Annotated in this window: 18 protein-coding genes; 3 read left to right on the top strand and 15 right to left on the bottom strand. The window is 66.2% G+C overall.

What is annotated here, in order from left to right:
* Positions 1-37: 37 nt before the first annotated feature.
* The 11 genes from HOP59_RS03910 to HOP59_RS03860 form a co-directional block, all read right to left on the bottom strand.
* The gene (locus HOP59_RS03910; RefSeq protein WP_234252893.1) at positions 38-1,834 is read right to left on the bottom strand and encodes a proton-conducting transporter transmembrane domain-containing protein; all 1,797 of its coding nucleotides are present in this window, start codon (positions 1,832-1,834) and stop codon (positions 38-40) included.
* A complete protein-coding gene (locus HOP59_RS03905) occupies positions 1,831-3,336 on the bottom strand; it encodes a proton-conducting transporter transmembrane domain-containing protein (protein WP_234252892.1) in 1,506 nt (501 codons plus the stop codon). Before HOP59_RS03905 ends, HOP59_RS03910 begins: the two co-directional genes overlap by 4 nt.
* Positions 3,333-4,796, bottom strand: coding sequence for a complex I subunit 5 family protein (locus HOP59_RS03900; protein ID WP_234252891.1), 1,464 nt, complete (start codon positions 4,794-4,796; stop codon positions 3,333-3,335). The genes HOP59_RS03905 and HOP59_RS03900 overlap by 4 nt, the downstream gene beginning before the upstream one ends.
* Positions 4,793-5,461, bottom strand: a complete 669-nt coding sequence (locus HOP59_RS03895) for an NADH-quinone oxidoreductase subunit K (protein WP_234252890.1) — start codon at positions 5,459-5,461, stop codon at positions 4,793-4,795. Before HOP59_RS03895 ends, HOP59_RS03900 begins: the two co-directional genes overlap by 4 nt.
* Positions 5,462-5,472: 11 nt before the next feature.
* Complete coding sequence (locus HOP59_RS03890; protein WP_234252889.1) at positions 5,473-5,700, bottom strand: hypothetical protein; 228 nt, start codon at positions 5,698-5,700, stop codon at positions 5,473-5,475.
* Positions 5,701-5,901: 201 nt separating this feature from the next.
* Complete coding sequence (locus HOP59_RS03885) at positions 5,902-6,825, bottom strand: prenyltransferase (RefSeq protein WP_234252888.1); 924 nt, start codon at positions 6,823-6,825, stop codon at positions 5,902-5,904.
* A gap of 14 nt (positions 6,826-6,839) precedes the next feature.
* Positions 6,840-7,505, bottom strand: coding sequence for an alpha/beta hydrolase (locus HOP59_RS03880; RefSeq protein WP_234252887.1), 666 nt, complete (start codon positions 7,503-7,505; stop codon positions 6,840-6,842).
* A 77-nt stretch (positions 7,506-7,582) separates the two neighbouring features.
* On the bottom strand, positions 7,583-9,352 hold the full coding sequence (locus HOP59_RS03875; RefSeq protein WP_234252886.1) for an SLC13 family permease: 1,770 nt from the start codon (positions 9,350-9,352) through the stop codon (positions 7,583-7,585).
* A gap of 202 nt (positions 9,353-9,554) precedes the next feature.
* Positions 9,555-9,761, bottom strand: a complete 207-nt coding sequence (locus tag HOP59_RS03870) for a cold-shock protein (RefSeq protein WP_010629501.1) — start codon at positions 9,759-9,761, stop codon at positions 9,555-9,557.
* Positions 9,762-9,963: 202 nt separating this feature from the next.
* A complete protein-coding gene (locus tag HOP59_RS03865) occupies positions 9,964-11,616 on the bottom strand; it encodes a GMC family oxidoreductase (protein WP_010629502.1) in 1,653 nt (550 codons plus the stop codon).
* Between the two features lie 226 nt (positions 11,617-11,842).
* Positions 11,843-13,354 (bottom strand): CoA-acylating methylmalonate-semialdehyde dehydrogenase, encoded by a 1,512-nt coding sequence (locus tag HOP59_RS03860; protein ID WP_234252885.1) that lies wholly within the window; start codon positions 13,352-13,354, stop codon positions 11,843-11,845.
* Positions 13,355-13,527: 173 nt separating this feature from the next.
* Between HOP59_RS03860 and HOP59_RS03855 the strand changes: the two genes are divergently transcribed.
* From HOP59_RS03855 to HOP59_RS03845, 3 genes are all read left to right on the top strand, one after another.
* Complete coding sequence (locus HOP59_RS03855; protein WP_234252884.1) at positions 13,528-14,430, top strand: LysR family transcriptional regulator; 903 nt, start codon at positions 13,528-13,530, stop codon at positions 14,428-14,430.
* A gap of 92 nt (positions 14,431-14,522) precedes the next feature.
* On the top strand, positions 14,523-15,548 hold the full coding sequence (locus HOP59_RS03850) for a LacI family DNA-binding transcriptional regulator (RefSeq protein ID WP_234252883.1): 1,026 nt from the start codon (positions 14,523-14,525) through the stop codon (positions 15,546-15,548).
* A gap of 82 nt (positions 15,549-15,630) precedes the next feature.
* Positions 15,631-16,644: a sugar kinase gene (locus HOP59_RS03845; protein ID WP_234252882.1), complete on the top strand. Its 1,014-nt coding sequence runs from the start codon at positions 15,631-15,633 to the stop codon at positions 16,642-16,644.
* Between the two features lie 33 nt (positions 16,645-16,677).
* On the opposite strand, the gene uxuA is transcribed toward HOP59_RS03845, so the two are convergent.
* From uxuA to HOP59_RS03825, 4 genes are read right to left on the bottom strand one after another with little or no spacing between them, the layout of a single operon-like run.
* Complete coding sequence (gene uxuA / locus HOP59_RS03840; protein ID WP_234252881.1) at positions 16,678-17,856, bottom strand: mannonate dehydratase; 1,179 nt, start codon at positions 17,854-17,856, stop codon at positions 16,678-16,680.
* Between the two features lie 16 nt (positions 17,857-17,872).
* A complete protein-coding gene (locus HOP59_RS03835; RefSeq protein ID WP_234252880.1) occupies positions 17,873-19,348 on the bottom strand; it encodes a mannitol dehydrogenase family protein in 1,476 nt (491 codons plus the stop codon).
* Positions 19,345-20,628 carry a TRAP transporter large permease gene (locus tag HOP59_RS03830; protein WP_010629509.1) on the bottom strand — a complete coding sequence of 428 codons (1,284 nt, stop codon included), beginning with the start codon at positions 20,626-20,628 and terminating at the stop codon, positions 19,345-19,347. Before HOP59_RS03830 ends, HOP59_RS03835 begins: the two co-directional genes overlap by 4 nt.
* Positions 20,619-21,233: a TRAP transporter small permease gene (locus HOP59_RS03825; RefSeq protein WP_234252879.1), complete on the bottom strand. Its 615-nt coding sequence runs from the start codon at positions 21,231-21,233 to the stop codon at positions 20,619-20,621. Before HOP59_RS03825 ends, HOP59_RS03830 begins: the two co-directional genes overlap by 10 nt.
* Between the last annotated feature and the right edge of the window lie 26 nt (positions 21,234-21,259).

Raw genomic sequence — 21,259 nt, 5'->3', positions numbered from 1 at the left:
CCGGGCCCGATGCCTTTGGTTGGCTCGGCCACAGCGATTAACCCAGCCACAGCCCCATCAACAGAACCAAGGCCACCCCTACCATGAGCGGTACGGCCAGGCGGCGGAAGCTGCGCTCGAAACGCGGCAGTTCGCTGATCGTCGCGGTGGCTCGCGTTTCCCACTTTTGCAGGCGACCGCGCAGCCGCGAGCCGCGACTTTCTCCGGCTTCAGCCAGATCGTTGAGCAGGCTCAGCAGCCGGCTTGCCAGCTGCGCATACCACCACCAGAGATCCCCCGGCAGGAGCCGCTGGGCACGACGCCACCTGCGTTTGCTGCGCAAGGTAGCCAACAGCATCAGCGCTGCCACCACCAGCCCCAGCGAAACAGGCCACAGCAGGCCCGGCCATTCCGCCAACGGCGGCCAGTTGGGGTGCCGGCCGGCGAGAGGCAGCCACAGCGGCACGCTCGAGGCAGCCACGATGCTGGCCAGCCAGGCCAGCGGCATAGGCGCGTGCAAGGGGATACGGTAGCGGCCCCGCTCCTGCCACTGCCGCCACAGGGCGCGCGACATCAGCAGCGTGGTGCCGACGGCGGCCACGCTGAGCCAGGTGACCAGCGCTCCATGGCCGGCGTCATAAAGCAGCTCTTTGAAGGTCCATTTCGTCGCCAGCCCCGAGGTCACGGCCCCCGCCAGCGACAGCGCCGGCAACATGAGCAGCAGCCAGACCAGCCAGCCAGGCAGCCGGGGCGGATGCTCGCTGATGCCAACCCCGAGGAACAGGGCACCCTTGGTCAGGCCGTGATGGGCGGCGAACAGGGTGATGGCGACCAGCAGCCCGGGCCACAGCGGCGGTGAGACCATACCGACCCCGACCAGCGTCGTGATCATGCCCATCTGGCTGACACTGGAATAAGCCAAGACCGCCTTGGGATGGCGCTGTATCACGCCGTAAAGCGCCGCGCCCAGAGCCCCTGTCAGACCCAGCACGATCACCAACCTGCCCAACGGCTCGAGTCCGGTCGCTCCCAGCGGCAGCGTGCTCAGCCAGCCGACCAAGCCAGCCTTGATCATCACCCCGCTGAGCACTGCACTGGCCGGCGTCGGTGCCACCGGATGTGCCAGGGGCAGCCATACGTGCAGCCCGATCACCCCGGCCTTGACACCAAACCCCAGCCACAGCAGCGTCGCCATCCAGGCGCCCTGCTCAGCCGTGGCGATACCTGCGCGCAGCTCGGTCAGGGTGAGCACCTGGGCGGTACCGGCCGACCACAGCAGCCCGCCGAGTATCAGCCCCTCGCCGAGCACAGCCATGATCAGGTAGGCACGTCCACCCAGGTGGGCGTCGCGGTTGCTGGCGTGCACCACCAGGCCGTAGGCGGCAAAGGTCATGAGCGCGAAGCCCAGATAGAAACTGGGGATGTCCTCGGCGACGATCAGCAGCAGGTTGCCGGCCAGGGTCAACGGCCATAACAGGGCGAACCCCAGCAGGCGACGAAAGGCATCGCCATCGCCCGATTCAGCAGCCTGCTGCTCGACAATCAGGTATCCCCGGGCGTAAAGGCCGGCCAGGCCCCACAGCAAGGCACTGAACAACAGCCAGGGACGGCGGCCATCGTCGAGCTGCCAATTTCCGCCCAGCAACCACCCTTCCATCAGCAGCTGCGCTTCACCCGGCCATAGTGCCAGCAGCAGGGCTGGCATCGGAGCGGAGATCCACCAGTAATCGAGCAGTGCCGGGCGCGGGCCGGGGCGCCCCAAAGCCCCATTTTCCACGACAAGGAGCAGCACGTTGCGCAGCGCCAGCCCCAGCGGCCAGAGCAGCGTCACGGCCAGCAGCAGGCTCGGCATCATGGCGTGTACTCCTCGGCGGTCACGAAGGTGGCCAGATCCAGAGGACTGAACGGCAGCCCGGCGAACAGCCCCGCCATGATGCTGAACAGGGCCGTGGCAACCGCCGGCCACAGCAGCCAGCCGCTGGTCTCGAAGCGTCCGAGATGGCGCTCCTCAGGCCACTCGCCGACACCGTGGGCCGGCCCCGGGCGGAACCACAGGCGATAGAGAATGGGCAGGAAGTACGCCGCGTTGAGCAGGCTACTGGCCACCAGGACGAGAATCACCCAAGGCATGTTCGCCTGCACCGCCCCCATACCCAGATACCACTTGCTGATGAAGCCGGCCACCGGCGGCAGTCCGATCATGCCAAGCGCTCCCACGGTGAAGGCGATACTGGTCAGTGGCATGCGCCGCCCGGCACCGTTGAGCTGATCGATCCGGTGGATGCCGAGCTCCTCGGCATAGTTGCCGGCACAGTAGAACAGCGTGACCTTCATCAGCCCCTGGTGCATCAGGTGCACGAGCCCGGCGATGGTACCGAAGGGTCCGAACAGGCTGATACCGAGCACGATGTAAGAGACCTGACTGACCGTGGAGAAAGCCAGCCGCGGCTTGAGTTCCTGCTGCGCCAGGGCGCGCATCGAACCGTACAGGATGGTGACGGTGGCGATGACCGCCAGCAGGGTGAGCAGGCCCAACTGATAGGTCAGGCCGATGCCGTAGACATCGTACACCAGCCGTACGATACCGAAGGCCCCCGCCTTCACCACCGCCACCGCGTGCAGCAACGCACTCACCGGCGCCGGCGCCACCATGGCCCGGGGCAGCCAGCCGTGCAGGGGCACCAGCGCCGCCTTCACCCCGAGCCCCAGCAGCATGATCAGGAACAGCACGGTCAGCAGTCCATGCGCCTCGGGACCGAGATCGGCCAGTATTTCGCGCTCGCCGAAGGTCACATCGCCTACCATGACGTGCAGCGCTACCACGCCCAGCAACAGCACCAGTCCACCGGTGAGGGTATAGCGCAGGTAGGTGGTGCCGGCATTCAACGCCTTGGCATGCCCTCGGTGCACCACCAACGGATAGGTGGAGAGCGTGAGGAGTTCATAGAACAGCAGGAAGGTGAATAGGTTACCGGCTAGGGCAATGCCGACGGTACTGGCCACGCACAAACTGAAGAAGCCGAAGAAGCGCTTGCGGTTGGGCGAGTCCTCCAGATAGCCGATGGCGTAGACCGTAGTTGCCAGCCACAGCAATGAGGAGAGGCCGGCGAACATCAGCCCCAGCGCGTCCACCTGCAACAGGAAGGTGACGTCCCGCACCACGGTGAAGCTGAAGCGGTAGTTCTCGCCCTGATAGAGCCCCCAAACCATCAGCGCCACCAGCACCACCTTGATCACGGCGGCACCGAGGTTGAGTGCAGTGCGCGCATGCCACGCTCGCTCCGGCAAGGCGAAGATCACCGGCACCACCAGCAGTGAGGTGGCTAGCGTTGCCAGCGGTAGCCAGGCCTGACTCATGACCCACCTCCCGCTGCCCGCAGCAGCATCAGCGGCCACTCCGCCACCAGCCCCAGCAGCAGCGACGCCAGCGCCAACATGAGCGCGAAGAGCTCCATGCTCCAAGGCACCCGGCGGTAATCCAGCGGCTCGGCGTCCTCGACGAAAGAGTAGCGAAACACGCGGAAGATATAGGCGGCACTGAGCAGCGTGCCCAGCGCCAGCACCGCCATCCATGGCCAGTAGCCCGCCGCCAACGAGGCATGCAGCAACAGCCATTTGGCGGTGAAACCGGCGCTGGGCGGCAAGCCGATCAGGCTGATGGCGGCGATACCGAAGCTGAGCAGCGAGAGCGGCATGCGGCGGCTGGCGCCGGCCAGGCCCCTTACGTGGGATTCGCCAGTGGAGTAGATCAGATTGCCGGTAGCCAGGAACATGCCGGCCTTGGCAAGGCTGTGCGCCGCCAACTGCAGCCAGGTGCCCTCCCAGGCCACCTCCGCCACCTGGGGAGCGGTGCCGATCAGCAGCGAGAAGCCGAGCAGCAGATAGCCGAGCTGAGACACCGTGGACCAAGCCACCACGTCCTTGAGCTTGGCCGCCCGCCAGGCCAACAATCCGCCCCATATCACGGCCGCTCCACCTAGCCCGCCCACCAGCCAGGCGGCTACACGAGCCTCTGGCACCAATACCAGCCACAGCTGCAGCGCGATGAAGAACGAGCCCTTGACCACCAGGGAGGCATGGAGGGCGCTTACCGGCGTCCAGGCCGAGCCGTGTACCGGCGCCAGCCAGGCGTGCAGGGGGAAAGCGGCAGCCTTGAGCAGCAGCCCGGCGCTGAGCAGGGCCACGGCCACCCACAGCACCATACCTGGCTCCGCGGCCAGCGCCAGCCCAGCCAGATCCAGCCGCCCCCAGGCACCGAGCAGCAGCGCCACGCCCAGCAGAAAGGCCAGCGAGCCCACCAGCGCCAGCAGCAGATAGCGCATGCCGGCCGCCAGTGCATCCACACGACCGGGTAGCAGCATGAGGCCCACCGCGGCAAGCCCCATCAATTCCAGGCCGATATAGAGGGTCAATAGGTCGCCGGCCAACCAGATGAGGGACAGGCTTGTGGCCAGCACGCCTTGCAGCGGCCATAACCAGACCTGCTTGCCCTCTCGCCCGATCTCTTCCATCAAGTACGCCGGTGCGTAAGCAGCGCTGGAGAGCGTGATGACTTGCGTCAGCAAGAGCAGCAGCAGGGTCAAGCCATTGGCGCGCCACTGCAACGTCAGGGAGCCAAGCTCGATGAGCCAGGTCTGCTCTCCTTGTGGGAGTACCTGGTAAAACAGCCCCGCCAGTGCCAGCAACGGCAATAGAGAAAACGCCACGATCGGCCAGCTGCGTCGAGGCTGCCAGCACGCTGCCAGCCCGCCCAACAGCACCGGCAATCCCAACACCAGCAGCACGACGCTGAAATCGCCGCCCAGCCTCTCGATCATGCGCCGCCCCGCTCTGCCCCGGCAGCGCAATGCGCGCTACGAACTTCGAGTGCGCTGAGCCGCCTGATCAGCAGCGCACCCAGGGCAGTGCCGAACAAGGCGACCAGCAGCCCGGTCACTACCAAACCATGGCCTGCAGCTGGGTGCTGCTCACCTACCAGACCCATCAGGATCAGAAAGATGCCGGTGCCGATGATGTTGAATGCCAACAGCCGACGCAGCAGATGCCGATGCAGCACGAAAGCCCACAGGCCCAGCCCGATCAGGACCAAACCGCTGACCTGCAGCGGCCCAGTGCTGTCGGCCAGGCTTACCAGCGCCATGCCGAGCATCGCCAACACTGCCAGCGCCGGCAGCAGGCGCAGCAGCCCGCGGCGCCAGGTCAGCGGTACAGGATCACGCCAGCGAACCAGGCGCCTCCGGGGCACTCCGGCCCACAGCTTCACATCCAGGGCATGAAACAGAAAGGCACCGGTGAGCAGCGCTCCCAGCAGCAGCTCGAGCAGCGCCAGCCAGGCAAAGCCAACGCTCCACCAGGTCAGGGCCACGCTCACGGCAAAAGCCACGAACCAGGAGCAGGCCCTCACCAATTGGCGATCGAGCAACGCCGATGCGGCCAATGCCACCATGGTCAGTGCGAGCAGCGCATCCAGGAGTGGCGGCATAGGCCAGTGCCTCAGTGATGCCGCCGGTTGACCACCTTCTCGATCAAGGCCTCGGCTTCGTCACCTGGACCTTTTTCGAGCATATCGACGGCTTCGTGATAGTCGCAGAGGTAACGCTTGCAGGAAGCGCAGTGCACCTCATCGGTGGGGTTGCGCACCTGATTGACGCGATAGAGATGGCTGCCACACGAAGGGCAGGCCACCGGCAGACGAATGTCTTCGGACGTATCGGGCATCATCACAGTCTCCTTGTGTTCAATGACCTTTAAGACCAGCACTCTTTTCAATACCTTGGGGCTTATCCTGCCTGACTCAACCCTGGAAGGCCAATTCAGGCAGGCGGCCTTCTGTTCTTAAGCCTGTCAGAGTCCGAGCTTATCTGCCACATGGTCGGCGTCCCTGTCGCCCCGCCCGGATAGGTTGATCAGGAAGTGCCGGTCTCAGGCCGCCAGAAAGAGCCCAATGTTGAGCAGCGCCAAGCTTGCCAGCAGCAGTGCGACGTTGAGCCCCATCAGCGGCAGCAGCGCTGCAAGCTCGCCCTGCTCGACTTCCGCCGGCAGCAACCACAGGCCACGTACCAGCCAAGCGACGGCGGGCGACGCCAGCCACATCAGCCAGGCCGCACCGGGCAGCGCGCCGAACAGCCAGGCCACCGGCACCACGGCGAAGGCGGCCGCCAGCAGCAGCGCCACCAGCCGCGCCGAGCGCAGCGGCCCCAGGCGTATCGCCAAGTGGTCGCGCCCGACCCGCCGGTCAGCGTCGATATCGGGCAGTTGATTGATCAGCAGCAGCGCGCTGACCATCAGCGTGGGGATGAGAGCGGCGGCGACCGCCGTGGCGCTGAGCGTGCCGGTCAGTGCCTGGTAGGAGCCCGCCACCATCAGCAGGCCGAAACCGACGCCGGGCGCCAGCAGGCAGAGCCAGGGGCGGCGGGTCAACCAGGCGGTATAGGCTACTACCAGGCCGATGCCCAGCAAGCCGTAGAGCAGCATCACCGGACCCTCCCGCCATAGGAACCAGAAGCCTATCGCCACCACACCGGTCAGACACAGCATGGCCGCCTTGCGCACCGCATCGGCGGCCTCGGGGCGCTCGGGCAGCGAGCCACTGCCACCGGAGAACGGCGTGCGCTCGGTCAGCTCATCCAGCCCGGAGTGAAAGTCGTGATGCTCGTTGAACAGGTTGACGGCGGCATGGGCCAGCAGCGCCCCGAGCAGCACCAGCAGGGCATCCAGCGTGGCCAACGTATGGCCGTCGGCCCAGGCCGCGGTGATTGCCAGGCCCGCGCACAGCGGCGCCAGGACGAGGAAGTTCGGCCGACTGCTGCGCAGGCAGGCCTGTACCGTGGTCGCAGAGATCGTCATGGAGCTTGTCGGCCTTAGCCCAGCCGGGCATTCAACCAGGCAGCGATATCGCCGACCTGCTGGGGGCATACCGCATGTGCCATGGGATAGCTGCGGTAGTTGACCGGATACTCCAGCGACTGCAGGCGCTGCTGGGCGGCCTTGCCCAGCGCTTCGGGCACCACCGGGTCGAAGGATCCGTGGTGAATCTCGATGGGCAGCCCGCGGTTGGCTTCGTTCAGCTCGATGGTCTCGGCGGTAGCGAAGTAGGTGGACATGGCCAGCAGGCCGCCAAGCGGGGCCGGGAAGGAGAGCGCCGCCTGATAGGCCACCGCCCCGCCCTGGGAGAAGCCGGCGAGAATGATGCGCCGGCTGTCGATACCGTGGTCGATCTGCTCCTGCACCAGCGCCTGGATGCGCTCGGCCGAGGCCACCAGTTGCCGGGTATCGACACGGCGGTCGAGGCTCATCTCGTAGATGTCGTACCACGCCGGCATCACCATGCCGCCGTTGATGGTCACCGGCAGCCGCGGTGCATGGGGCAGGATGAAACGCACATCGAGCCCCTCTTTCAGCGTCAGCGCCGGCACCAGGGGCTCGAAGTCGTGGCCGTCGGCGCCCAGGCCATGAAGAATGAAGACGCAGGCGTCGGCCGGACGGCCGCTTCTGGGCTCGATGATCAGTTCGCCGGGATGGCTCATGGCGGGTTCCTTCGTCGTGGTTCGTATCAACCCGACACCCTACCGCAAAGCCATGACCACGGCGAGCGCCGGGCGGCTCAGAACGGCCACACCAGCGGAATCAGCACGAGGGCGACGATCGCCGTCAGCACGTTGAGCAGGCCGCCCACGCGCAGGAAGTCGCCGAAGCGGTAGCCACCGGGGCCGTGCACCATCAAGTTGGTTTGATAGCCGATGGGCGTGAGGAAACTGGCCGAGGCGGCGAACATCACCGCCACTACGAAAGGCATGGGATTGACGCCAAGACTCTCGGCGCTGGCCATGACCACCGGGAAGGTGATCACCGCCGCCGCGTTGTTGGTCACAAGCTCGGTCAGCAACGCCACCAGCAGATAGGTGCCGATCAGCAGCAGCAAGGGGTTACCGTCGGCCACACCCAGTGCCAGCCCCGCCAGGGTGGCCGCCGCACCGGAACTCTCCAACGCCGCGCCCAGACCGAAGGAAGCGGCAATGGTGAGTAGTACCTGAGTATCGAGCCCGCGCTTGGCCGCCCCCACCGAGCAGCAGCCGGTGACCAGCACCAGCACCGCGCCCAGCATGGCGGCGTTCATCATGCTCATCACGCCGAAGGTGGCGAGAGCCACCACCCCCGCCAGGATGCTCCAGGCCAGCCAGGCCTTCTCGTGCTTGGGACGCGCCTGACCGTTGACCTGACTGATCAGCAGGAAGTCGCGCGACTGGCGGTGACGCTCGATGAAGGGCGGGCGTGCTTCCAGCAGCAACACGTCGGCGGGCTGCAGGCGCACCTGGCCGAGGTTGCCGGCCACTCGCTCGCCGCCCCGACACACCGCCAGCACCGCGGCGCCATACAGCGTGCGAAAGTGGCCGTCGCGAATGCGCTTGCCGACGAACTGGCACTGGTCGGAGACCACCGCCTCCACCAGCCGCCGCTCCTTGAAGTCTTTTTCAAGGCTCGACTCGCCATGGCGCGACGGCATCAAACCGCGAATCTGCTGCAGTTCCACGGCGCCGTCGGAGGTGCCGGCAAAGACCAGCCGATCACCGCCCTTGAGCCGTTCGCCCGGCCCTACCACGCTGACCACGTTGCCCTCGCGCTCGATCTCCACCAGAAACAGCTCGCAGAGGTGGCGCAGGCCGGCCTCTTCCACGGTGCGGTCTACCAGCGGGCCCTCCGGGTCAACCTCCATCTCGATGGTGAATTCGCGGGGATTCTCGAACGCCGACGCCGTACCACGACGCTCCGGCAGCAGGCGCGGCGCGATGACGATCAGATAGAGCGCTCCGATCAGGGCCACCGGCAGCCCCACCCAGGCAAGATCGAACAGCCCCATCGCCAGCCCAGGATAGCGCTCCACCAGCAGGCCATGCACCACCAGGTTGGTACTGGTGCCGATCAGCGTGACGGTGCCGCCCAGGATCGAGGCGAAACTGAGCGGCATCAGCAGCCGATGCGCCGGCAGCTTCAGGCGTTGGCTCCAACTGAGCACGGCGGGGATATAGGTAGCGACAACCGGAGTATTGTTGAGAAAGGCACTGAGGGCAGCGACCGGCACCACCAGCCTCACCAGCGCGCCACCCTCGCGACGAGGACGCCCCAGCACATGGCGAATGATCAAGTCGATACCGCCGGTCTCACGGATGCTGGCGACCAGCACGTACATGAAGGCCACGGTGAACAGACCGGTACTGGAGAAACCGCCCAGGGCCTGGCTCGGGTCGATGATGCCGAGCGTCAGCAGCAGGATGACCGCCCCCAGCAGAACGATGTCCGGGCCGAGGCGCGAAAAGGCCATCAAAGGGAAAACGGCCATGACCACGGCCAATGAGATCCAAGCATCCAGCGGCATGTGCGAGGGTTCCGTTCACAAAGGTGCTGAGCCATTGTGAAGGCTGCCGCATATTCTAAAAAGTTATTTTTAGAAATTCATTAATGCCAAAAATGCATATACCTTGCACACGAGAAACGCATGCACAGCAACGCAAAAGGCCCGCTTGCGCGGGCCTTTCGTCGCCACCGAGGTGGCACATCAACTCATGGTAAGCCGAAGCTTAGCCAATGACCTTGATGTTGGAAGCCTGAAGGCCTTTCTTGCCCTGAGTGACGTCGAAGGAGACCTTCTGACCGTCCTGCAGAGTCTTGAAGCCGTCAGCCTGGATCTCGGAGAAGTGAGCGAACAGGTCGTCACCGTTGTCGTCCGGAGAGATGAAGCCGAAGCCCTTGGTGTCGTTGAACCACTTGACAGTACCGGTAGCCATTATCGAATTCCTCTAATAGCATTGATTTTCCGGGAAATACCCGAGTTGCAGTGGGTAAAACAAGAAACTTTTCACCGGGAAATCAAGACGCCATGAGCGTTTCGATAACCACTTGCGATGTTCGACTTGCTAACCAACTGCACGCATCTTGCGCTCTTCGTCCCCACACGTCAAACACTATTTTGTGTAGGTGACGTTAATGTTACCTCGATTCGAGAATCCAGGCAGCCGCCTTCTCGGCGATCATCAGCGTCGGCGAATTGGTGTTGCCGCTGGTGATGGTGGGCATCACGCTGGCGTCCACCACCCGCAGTCCCTCGACGCCGCGCACCCGCAGATGCGAGTCCACCACTGCCATGGGGTCGTCGTCGCGGCCCATCTTGGCCGTGCCCACCGGATGGAAGATGGTGGTGCCGATATCGCCCGCCAGACGCGCCAGGTCTTCGTCGCTCTGGTACTGCACACCGGGCTTGACCTCTTCGGGACGGTACTTGGCGAACGCCGGTTGCTCGGCGATTCGCCGGGTGACCCGCAGCGAGTCTGCTGCCACGCGGCGATCCTCTTCGGTGCTGAGGTAGTTGGGCGCGATGGCCGGGGCCTGACGCGGGTCGCGACTCTTGATACGCACGCTGCCGCGGCTGGTGGGGTTGAGGTTGCACACGCTGGCGGTGATCGCCGGGTAATCGTGCAGCGGCTGGCCGAAGGCCTCGAGGCTGAGCGGCTGGACGTGATACTCGATGTTGGGGTGTTCGTATTCGTCGCTGCTGCGGGTGAAGATGCACAGCTGCGAGGGGGCCATGCTCATCGGCCCGGTGCGGCGCAGCAGGTACTCCATGCCGATCTTCGCCTTGCCCAGCCAGGAGGCGGCCAGGGTGTTGAGGGTCTTGGCTCCGGTGACCTTGTAGACCGAGCGGATCTGCAGGTGATCCTGCAGGTTCTCCCCTACCCCGGGCAACTCGTGAACCAGCGGAATGCCGTGCTCGGCCAGAAGGGCGGCCGGGCCGATGCCGGAAAGCTGCAGCAGCTGCGGCGAACCGATGGCGCCTGCGGCCAGGATCACTTCACGCTTCGCCTTCACCCGGCTGACGCTGCCGTTGCGTTCGAGTTCGACGCCGGTGGCGCGGGGCTTGCCGCTCTCATCGGTGTCGAACAGCAGGCGGTGCACCTGGGCGGAGTGCCACAGGGTGAAGTTGCTGCGTTTTTCGCACACCGGGCGCAGGAAGGCCTTGGCGGCGTTCCAGCGCCAGCCGTCGCGCTGGTTGACCTCGAAGTAATCGACGCCCTCGTTGTCGCCGCGGTTGAAGTCCCGCGTGCGCGGAATGCCCGCCTCCACTGCCGCTTCGGCGAAGTCATCGAGCACCTCCCACTTGAGCCGCTGTTTCTCGACCCGCCACTCGCCGCCGTGGCCGTGATAGTCGCGGTGGGCGGCATCGGCATCGCCGCCCTCGTCCAGGCGGTAGTGGTCTTCGTGCTTCATGAAGTCCGGCAGGCAGTTCTCCCAGCGCCAGTCGTCGTCGCCCACCAGCTCGGCCCAGCCGTCGTAGTCTCGGGCCTGGCCGCGCAGATAGAGCATGCCGTTGATGCTGGAGCAGCCGCCCAGGGTCTTGCCGCGCGGGTAGATCAGCGAGCGGCCGTTGAGCCCCTTGTCCGGCTCGGTCTTGAAGCACCAGTCGGTGCGCGGGTTGTTGATGCAGTAGAGATAACCCACCGGGATGTGCACCCAGTGGTAGTTGTCGCGGCCGCCCGCTTCGATCAGCAGCACCCGGTTGGCCGGGTCGGCGCTGAGGCGGTTGGCCAGCAGGCAGCCAGCGGTACCGGCCCCCACTACGATGTAGTCGAATTCCTGCTCTGCCATGGCGTGCTCTCTCTCGGCATGCCACCGGCGCCCTTAGCCGACAGCAAAGCCTCTCTCTTATGTACGGCAGTTGATGCCCGTTCGAGGCTGATCCGAGGGGAAGACCTGCGAGGAGGCGCTGTGAACCCATCCCTGGGCGCTACATTTGCCTTCCCTGGCAAATGACCTCCTCTTCGGTCTCCCCTCGGCGCCTCTCACTGACGCCGTGCGTATCCGTCAGCAGGACTCACTTATGGGTCGGCATGGCGAACTCGGCGCCCGCGTTGATCGAGTCGGACCAGCGCTGCATGATCGACTTCTGCTTGGTGTAGAAGCGCACGCCCTCTTCGCCGTAGGCGTGGGTATCGCCGAACAGCGAGCGCTTCCAGCCACCGAAGCCGTGCCACGCCATGGGCACCGGAATCGGCACGTTGATGCCGACCATGCCGACCTGAATGCGACGGCCGAACTCGCGGGCCACGCTGCCGCTCTCGGTGAAGCAGCTCACGCCATTGCCGAACTCGTGGTCGTTGATCAGCTGGATGGCTGTGGCCACGTCGGGGACCCGCACGCAGGCCAACACCGGGCCGAAGATCTCTTCCTTATAGATGGTCATCTCCGGGGTGACGTGATCGAACAGCGAGCCGCCCATCCAGAAGCCTTCGCCGCAGCCGTCGCCGGTGGTGGCGGCATCGAACTCACGGCCGTCGACCACCAGCTCGGCGCCCTCGGCCACGCCCTTCTCGATGTAGCCGGTGATGCGCTGGTGAGCCTGGGCGGTGACGATGGGGCCCATCTCGGCGTCGAGCTCGAGGCCGTTCTTGACCTTGAGTGCGCGGGCACGCTCGGCCAGGCGCGGCACGACCTTGTCGGCCACGTCGCCCACCAGCACCGCCACACTGATCGCCATGCAGCGTTCGCCGGCGCTGCCGTAGGCGGCCCCGATCAGGGCGTCGACGGCCTTGTCGAGATCGGCGTCGGGCATCACCACCATGTGGTTCTTGGCACCGCCCAGGGCCTGGACGCGCTTGCCGTGGCGTGCGCCGTTCTCGTAGATCAGGTTGGCGATGGGGGTGGAGCCGACGAAAGAGAGCGCCTGCACGTCGGGATGCTCGATCAGCGCATCGACGGACTCCTTGTCGCCCTGCACCACGTTGAACACGCCGTCGGGCAGGCCGGCCTGCTTGAGCAGGTCGGCGATCAGCAGCGAGGCGCTAGGATCGGTGGGGCTGGGCTTGAGGATGAAGGTGTTGCCAGCGGCTATGGCCACCGGGAACATCCACATCGGCACCATGGCCGGGAAGTTGAACGGTGTGATACCGGCTACCACGCCCAGCGGCTGACGCACGGTCCAGTTGTCGATGCCGTTGCTCACCTGTTCGGTGAAGTCGCCCTTGAGCAGCTGCGGAATGCCGCAGGCGAACTCGACGATGTCGATGCCGCGGGCCACTTCGCCCTGGGCGTCGGTGAAGACCTTGCCGTGCTCCAGTGTAATGGCGCGGGCCAGCTCGTCCTTGTTGGCGTTGAGCAGCTCGAGGAACTTGAACAGCACCCGCGCGCGACGGATCGGCGGGGTATCGGCCCAGGCCGGGAAGGCGGCCTTGGCGGCGGCCACGGCGGTGTTTACGTCGGCACGGGAAGCCAGCGCCACCTGCCCCGTGACCTGACCGGTGGCCGGGTTGTAGACGCTCTGATGACGACCCGACTCGCCGGTCGTCATTTGTCCGGCGATATAATGGGCGATGGTGTTCTGAGTCATGGGTGCTTCCTCTTGTCGTAAGCTGCCCTCGGTTGGACGGCACGTCTTTCGGCACGTCCAGCGAACAGGCACACGGCTGTGACTGTCTAGACTACCGCGCCGAGAGCAAGGATCAATTGAGTAATTCAAAAGCCAGATATAAGCTTCTTTTATATCCTGACCGACTCTCCGCCATGCACGACCTACCCACGCTTCGCGCCTTCGTTACCGTGGCTCATGAGGGCAGCGTCTCCCGCGCCGCCGAGCGCCTGCATCTGACCCAGCCGGCAGTCAGCCTCAAGCTCAAGCAGCTGCAGGAAGCCCTGGGACTGACGCTGTTTCGCCGTCGCCCACAGGGCCTGGCGCTGACCGCCGACGGCCACGCCCTGTTGCCCGCGGCGGAGCGGGCACTGGCCGCCATGGCCGCCTTCGAGCAGAGCGCTCGCGCCCTGCACGGCACCCTGCGCGGCCGGCTGCGCATCGGCACCATCGTCGACCCCGAGTTCATTCGCCTCGGCGCCTTTCTGCATCGCCTGGTGGAGCGCGCACCGCAGCTGGAAACCGAGCTGCAGCACGGCATGAGCGGCAGCGTGCTGGAGTGGATTCGCCGCGACGAGCTCGATGTCGGCTTTTTCCTCGCGCCGCCCGGCGAAGGTCCCGGGCCGGACGCAGCGGATATCGGTCATCGCGAGCTGACCCACTTCCACTACCACGTAGTGGCCCCACCCGGCTGGGGCAGTCGGGTGGCCAGCAGCGACTGGAAGAGCCTGGCCGCCCAGCCGTGGATCGTCACACCGACGCTTTCGGCCCACCACCGCCTGCTGCGCGGCGCCCTCGACCCGCTCGGGGTGACGCCTCACGGCGTGGCCCAGGTGGATCAGGAAGCGTGCATGCTCGATCTGGTGCGCGCCGGCGTGGGCCTGAGCCTGGCCCGCGACGCCCTGGCGATGGCCGAGCGTCAGGAGCGCGGTCTGGTGGTGGTCGAGGGCGTCCGCCTGCCCTGCGCGCTGTGCTTCATCTGGCGCAGAGAGCGCAGTGAGGAACCTGCCGTGGCCGCAGCGCTGGAGGTGCTGAGCAGCGTGTGGGGCGAGAGTTAACGCCGAGCCACCACCTCAGGCTGTAGTCGTGCGGTTGTCGCTAGCACCGTCTCGACCTATGATGGGAACGTTCCCATTCATCGAGTCGCCTCATGCCACGTCGCGCCACCATCATCGAAGTCGCCCGTGAAGCCGGTGTTTCCAAGACCAGCGTATCGCGCTACTTCAGCGGCGAGCGCGATAAGCTGTCGCCGGCGCTGTGCGAGCGCATCGCCGCGGCCGCCCTGCGTCTCGATTATCGCCCCAACCAGATGGCCCGGGGCCTCAAGGGGGGCCGCTCGCGGCTGATCGGCATGCTGGTGGCGGACATTCGCAACCCCTTCTCGGTGGCGGTGATGCACGGTGTGGAGCGCGCCTGCCGCGAGCGGGGCCTGGCACTGCTGGTATGTAATACCGACAACGACCCCGAGCTGGAGCGCACGCACCTGGGGCTGATGGCCGCCTACCAGGTGGAAGGACTGATCATCAACGCGTCCGGCAGCCCCGACGCAGAGCTGCAAGCGTTGACCGATCAAGGCATGCCGCTGGTACTACTCGACCGCGAACTAGGCACCGTGCAGGCCGATCTGGTGGGGCTCGACAACGCAAGGGCCATCGATCTGGCCCTCGACCACCTCGCCGAGCAGGGTTACGGCGAGCTGCTCTATCTCAGCGAGCCGCCCGAGCGGGCCAGCCCACGCCGAAAGCGCCTGACGCGCTTTCAAGAGGGCCTGGCGGCTCGCCGTCTGGCAGGCGAGGCTTACACCATGAGCGGGAGCGACGAGGAGATGCAGCGTGCCATCGAGGCCTTTCTCACGCGTTCAGCTCACAAGGGCTCGGGTGACGTGCCGCGTGCCCTGCTGTGTGCCAACGGTGCGGTCACCCTGGCCGCCACCCGCGCCATGCAAAGGCTCGGCGCACGACTCGGCAAGACCGGGCTGATGGGCATCGACGAGCTCGACTGGTGCGCGCTGATCGATCCGGGCATCACCACCCTGGCGCAGCCCACCGAAGCGATTGGCCAGCAGGCCGTCGCCAGCCTTCTGGCCAAGCCCAACAGCCAGGCCGATGCCAAGGCCAGGCAGCATCGATTCGAACCCAAGCTGATAGCACGAGGCTCCACGCGTCTCACCGGCTGAACTCCCAACCCAACTGTTCCAGACTGACTGACAATCCTTGCCCACTCGAATGGTAACGTTCCCAAGAACAAGCGAGATACCCATGAGCCACTCAAGCCCAGTTTCAAGCCCGGTTTCAAGTAAAGAGCCTAGCCCCGAGATTCTCACCTTTGGCGAGGCGATGACCCTGTTCGTCGCCGACGCCCCTGGCCACCTGGCCGAGGTGGAGCACTTCCAGCGCCGGATTGCCGGCGCCGACACCAACGTGGCCATCGGCCTCGCCCGGCTGGGTTTCCATGTCGGCTGGCTGAGCCGCGTGGGAGCCGACAGCTTCGGCGACTTCATTCGCCACACCCTGGAAGCCGAAGGGCTGGACTGTCGTTATCTCGGCAGCGACCCCACCCACCCTACCGGTCTGATGTTCAAGGAGCGTGCCCTGGGTGGCGCCGACCCGCGAGTGGAGTACTTCCGCCGTGGCAGCGCTGCCAGCCACCTCTCGCTCACCGATGCCGCCGAGGTGGACTTCACCGCCCTGCGCCATCTGCACGCCACCGGCATCCCCCCGGCGCTGTCGCCCAGCGCCCGCGAACTCTCCCGGCACATGCTGACTCAGGCTCGCCAGGTCGGCGCCAGCATCTCGTTCGATCCCAACCTGCGTCCCAGCCTATGGAAGAGCGAGGCCGAGATGCGCGATACCCTCAATGACCTCGCCAGCCTCTCCAACTGGGTGCTGCCGGGGCTCGCCGAGGGGCGTCTGCTGACCGGTCAGGACACGCCCGAGGCCATCGCCGACTTCTATCTCGAACGCGGCGCCTCGGCGGTGATCATCAAGCTCGGCCCCCAAGGCAGCTTCTACCGCGGCAGTCTTGGCGGCGAGCTGGAGTCCTTCAGCGTGCCCGGCTTTGCGGTGGACGAAGTGGTAGATACGGTGGGCGCCGGCGACGGCTTCGCCGTGGGAGTGGTCAGCGCCCTGCTCGACCGCCGCCCCCCACGGGAGGCGGTGCGCCGCGGCAATCTGATCGGCTCGCTGGCGGTGCAGGTGATAGGCGACATGGAAGGCTTGCCGAGTCGCGAACAGCTGACCGAGCTCGAGGCCAGGCTGGACCAGGGCGCCTGATGGCGCCCTGAGAGGCAGGCAGCCCGGCTACGCTCAGCTCAGCAAGCGGCGTACCGCCAGCTCCACGCCGCGCAGCTCGGCGAGCCCCTTCATGCGACCGTAGAGCGGATAGCCGGGGCGGGTGTCGCGGCGCTGGTCGTCGAGAATATGGTGGCCGTGATCCGGCCGCAGCGGCAGCCGCGGGCCGCCCTCGCGCTCGCGGCGCCGCTCCTCCGCCACCAGCGCGGCGATCACCGCCACCATATCGACGTCGCCACCGAGATGATGCGCCTCGTGGAAGGTGCGCGGATCGGTGGCCTCGCGCCGGGTCGAGCGCAGATGGGCGAAGTAGATGCGCGGACCGAAGCGGCGCGCCATGTCGGCCAGATCGATGTCCTCGCGCACCCCGTAGGAGCCGGTGCACAGGGTCAGGCCATTGGCCTCGCTCGGTGCGGCATCGAGCAGCCACTGGGCATCCTCGGGGGTGGAAACCACCCGCGGCAGACCGAACAGCGGACGCGGCGGGTCGTCGGGATGAATGGCGAGTCGCAAACCAGCCTCCTCAGCCACCGGCACGATGGCGTGCAGGAAGTGGCCGAGATTCTCGCGCAGGCGCTCGGCGTCGATGTCGGCATAGCCGTCCAGCGCCTCTTGGAAACGCGCCAGGGTGTAATGCTCCTCGGCCCCCGGCAGGCCGGCAATGACGGTATCGATCAGCGCCTCGCGCCCGGCGGCGTCGAGGCCGTCGAGGTAACGCCTGGCCTCGGCCCGTTCGGCCTCGCTGTACTCGGCCTCGACGCCTGGGCGCTTGAGCAGATAGAGATCAAAGGCGGCGAAGGCCGTCTGATCGAAGCGCAGCGCCAGGCCGCCGTCCGGCAGGCGCCAGGCCAGGTCGGTGCGGGTCCAGTCGAGCACCGGCATGAAGTTGTAGCAGACGAGGTCGATACCGCAGGCCGCCAGGTTGCGCAGGGTCTCCCGGTAGGCGGCAATATAGCGCTCACGCTCGGGCGCGCCCTGCTTGATCGCCTCGTGCACCGGCACGCTCTCAACCACCGACCAGGTCAGCCCCGCGGCTTCGATCTCTGCCTTGCGCTCGGCGATGGCTTCGATCGGCCAGGCCGTACCGTTGGGTATCTCGTGAAGCGCCGTAACGATGCCGGTGGCACCAGTCTGGCGAATCTCGTCGAGGGTGATCGGATCGCTGGGGCCGAACCAGCGCCAGGTGTGTTCCATGACCAATCTCTCCCTATCAGGTGGGGGCGTCGAGCCTTGCAAGCGCGGCGTCGAGGCCATACGTCGTCAGGCAGCGGTAGGCCGCTACCACCGCCCCCGTAAAGCCGGCGTGTTCGGCCAGCGCCGGTGGCACCACGGCGTCGAGCTCGAGAAAGGCCAGCACCAACGCTTCGACATCCTCGTCGTGGGCTTCGTGCAGCAGCCTGAAGGTGCCCGCCATGGGGTCGTCGACGGCATGGGCATTACCGTGCAGGTCGCTTCCGGCGGTATAGCGGATCCACGCCGCCAAACCGAGCGCGGTGCACGGTACCTCATCCCCCATTTCGAGCCGCGCCAGGGCGCCGTGCAGCCAGCGCTGGGGCAGCTTTTGCGAGCCGTCCATGGCGATCTGCTGCAGGCGATGACGCAGACTGTCGTTGGCGAAGCGCGCCAGCAGGGAGTCCGCGTAGCCCACCAGGTCGGTGCCCTCGGGCATCGCCAGGGTCGGCTCCGCCTCGCACAGCATGTAGCGACGCAGCAACGCCACCAGGTCGTCGCGGCTCACCGCATCGAACACTGTCTCGATGTCATCCAGCGCGCCCAGGTAGGCAAGCAGCGAGTGGCTGCCGTTGAGCATACGCAGCTTCATGGTCTCGAACGGCGCCACATCGGCGACCATCTCCACGCCCTCGGCCTCCCAGGCCGGTCGGCCGAGGGGGAAGTCATCCTCCACCACCCATTGAGTGAACGCCTCGCCCACCACGGCGTTGGGGTCCTCGACGCCCAGCTCGGCCAGGCGAACGAAATCGGCCGCGGTCATGGCCGGCACGATGCGGTCGACCATGCTGCAGGGAAACGCCACCTCGCGCCCGATCCAGGCGGCAAGCTCAGCGTCGCGACAGGCGGCGAGCTGCACCACCGCCGCCCGTGTGCGCTTGCCGTTGTTCGGCATATTGTCGCAGCACAGCACCGTGAACGGCGGGACGCCCGCGCTGCGCCGCCGGGCCAGGGCCTCGACCAGAATGCCCGGCGCGGTGCGCGGTGCCTGGGGTTGATCGATATCGTGAGCGATCAGCGGATCATCACGCAGCAGGCTGCCCTCGGCGGGGCTCAGGAAGTAGCCCTTCTCGGTCACCGTGAGAGTGACGATACGCGTCTCGGGCGAGGCCATGCGCGCCAGCAGCGACGCGAGATCGCGCCCCCACTCCCCCGCCAGGTCCCGGCCGGTGAACAGAGCCTGCTCGACCACGCCGATCTCGCGCAGGGTAACGGTATCGCGGTCGGCATATTCGGCCACGTGGTAGCGGCAGCCGGCGTCGCACAGGGCATCCACCAGCGCCACGCCGCCGCGCAGGTTGGCGCTGCAAACACCCCAGGCATCGTCGCCGCTGCGCTGCCGATAGCGCTCCAGGTAGACCGCCTGGTGGGCACGGTGGAAAGCCCCCAGCCCCAGGTGGACGATGCCGATGCGCCCGGCAGGCGCGGCGGCGGCGATACGTTCAACGTCGTTCATCTTGTCCCCATCAACAGGTCGGGAAGCCACAGCGAGATGGCCGGCACGTAGGCCACCAATAGCAGTACCAGAATATTGCAGACCAGGAACGGCAGGATGGCGCGAGCCACGGTGAGCATCTGCAGCTTGCCGATGCCCGAGACCACGAACAGGCACACCCCCACCGGCGGCGTGGTCAGGCCGATCATCAGGTTGAGCACCGCCATCACCGCGAAGTGCACCGGGTCCATGCCGATTCCGGTGGCCACACCCAGCAGCGCCGGGAACAGGATGATCAGCGCAGCGATGGTCTCCATGAAGGCGCCGACGAACAGCAGGATCAGGTTGAGGATCAGGATCACCACGATGGGGTTGTCGCTGATCGCCATGATCAGGGCGGCGATGGTCTGCGGGATCTGCTGGCTGGTGAGGATCCAGCCGAACAGGTTGGCCAGGCCCACCAGCAGCAGCAGCGCCGACGAGGTCAGCACGGTGTCGGTGAGAATCGCCGGCAGCTTGCGCCAGGTCAGCCCTTTGTAGACGTACATGCCCACCACCAGCGCATAGAGGCTGGCGACGATGGAAGCCTCGGTGGGAGTGAAGAAGCCACCGATGATGCCGTAGAGGATGATCACCGTCATCAGCAGCGCCCAGAAGGCGGTACGCCCCTCACGCAGCAGCTCGCGCAGGGTGGCACGGCGCCCCTTGGGGTAGCCGCGCTTCACCGCCAGCAGATAGACGGTGATCATCATCGCCATGCCCAGCAGCAGGCCGGGCACGGCCCCGGCCAGGAACATGCGCCCCACCGAGATGCCCGCCAGCGAGCCGACGATGATCATCGGCACGCTGGGCGGGATGATCGGGCCGATGGTCGACGAGGCGGCGGTAACGGCGGCAGCAAAGGGCTTGTCGTAACCGGAGCGTGCCATACCGGGGATCATCACCGAGCCGATGCTGGCGGCATCGGCCACCGCGGTGCCCGAGATGCCGCCGAAGATCATCGAGCCGCCCACGTTGGCCAGGCCGAGGCCACCGCGGATGTGGCCGACCACAGCGTTGGAGAAGCGTACGATGTGCTCGGTGATGTTGCCCACGTTCATTAGGTTGCCGGCCAGCACGAAGCCGGGAATGCACAGCAGCACGAAGGTATCGATACCCGAGTACATGCGCTGCGGCACGATGGTCAGCGAGATGCCTTCCAGCAGCAGGTAGGCAAGCGACGAGATGCCCAGCGCGAAGGCGATGGGCAGGCCTAGCACCAGCAGCACCAGGAACACGCCGAACAGCACCATCACTTCCATGACGCGCCCTCCCGGTCACCCTCGGTGGATGGCCGCCACGCCGCCAGCAGGCCTTCGCAGAAGCCGATGACGCTGTAGAACAGCACCAGGGCGAACAGCACCACGGTGGAGAAGAAAATATAGAGCATGGGCACCCTCAGGGTGGGCGAGGTCTGCCAGGCGCCGTTCTGAGCGAACTGCCACGCCGCAGGCAGCACCATCAGGGCGAAGCCGCCGATCAACAGGCAGATCAGTGCCTGATAGGCGGCTCGCGCGCGCAGCCCCAGCAGGTGATGGAAGAGCTCGACGTTGACGTGCCGGTGACGGCGTATCGCCACCCCGGCCGCCAGCGCCACCATGTAGATGAAGAGATAGCGCGATAGCTCCTCGGTCCAGGACAGGGCGAACGGCAGAAACAGCCGGCCCGAGATCTGCAACAGCACGGTCGCGGCAATCCCGATCAGCGCCAGATTGGCGAGCAGCATGAACAGACGGTCCATCCAGCCGATGACACGACCCAAAAGCCCCTGAAAACCGGGCACGGCGGACAGCGCCTCGAGACTGGCCACGACCTCCTGGCCGTCACGCGCAGCGTCGTCCTCGGCACGCTGTGGGGAAATATCCATAGGCGCTCCTCGCTGGGGGTTCGCCA

Origin of the sequence: Billgrantia aerodenitrificans (assembly GCF_021404405.1) — a bacterium.
GTDB classification, from domain to species: Bacteria; Pseudomonadota; Gammaproteobacteria; order Pseudomonadales; family Halomonadaceae; genus Halomonas; species Halomonas aerodenitrificans.
This window is presented reverse-complemented; position numbering and strand designations above follow the sequence as displayed.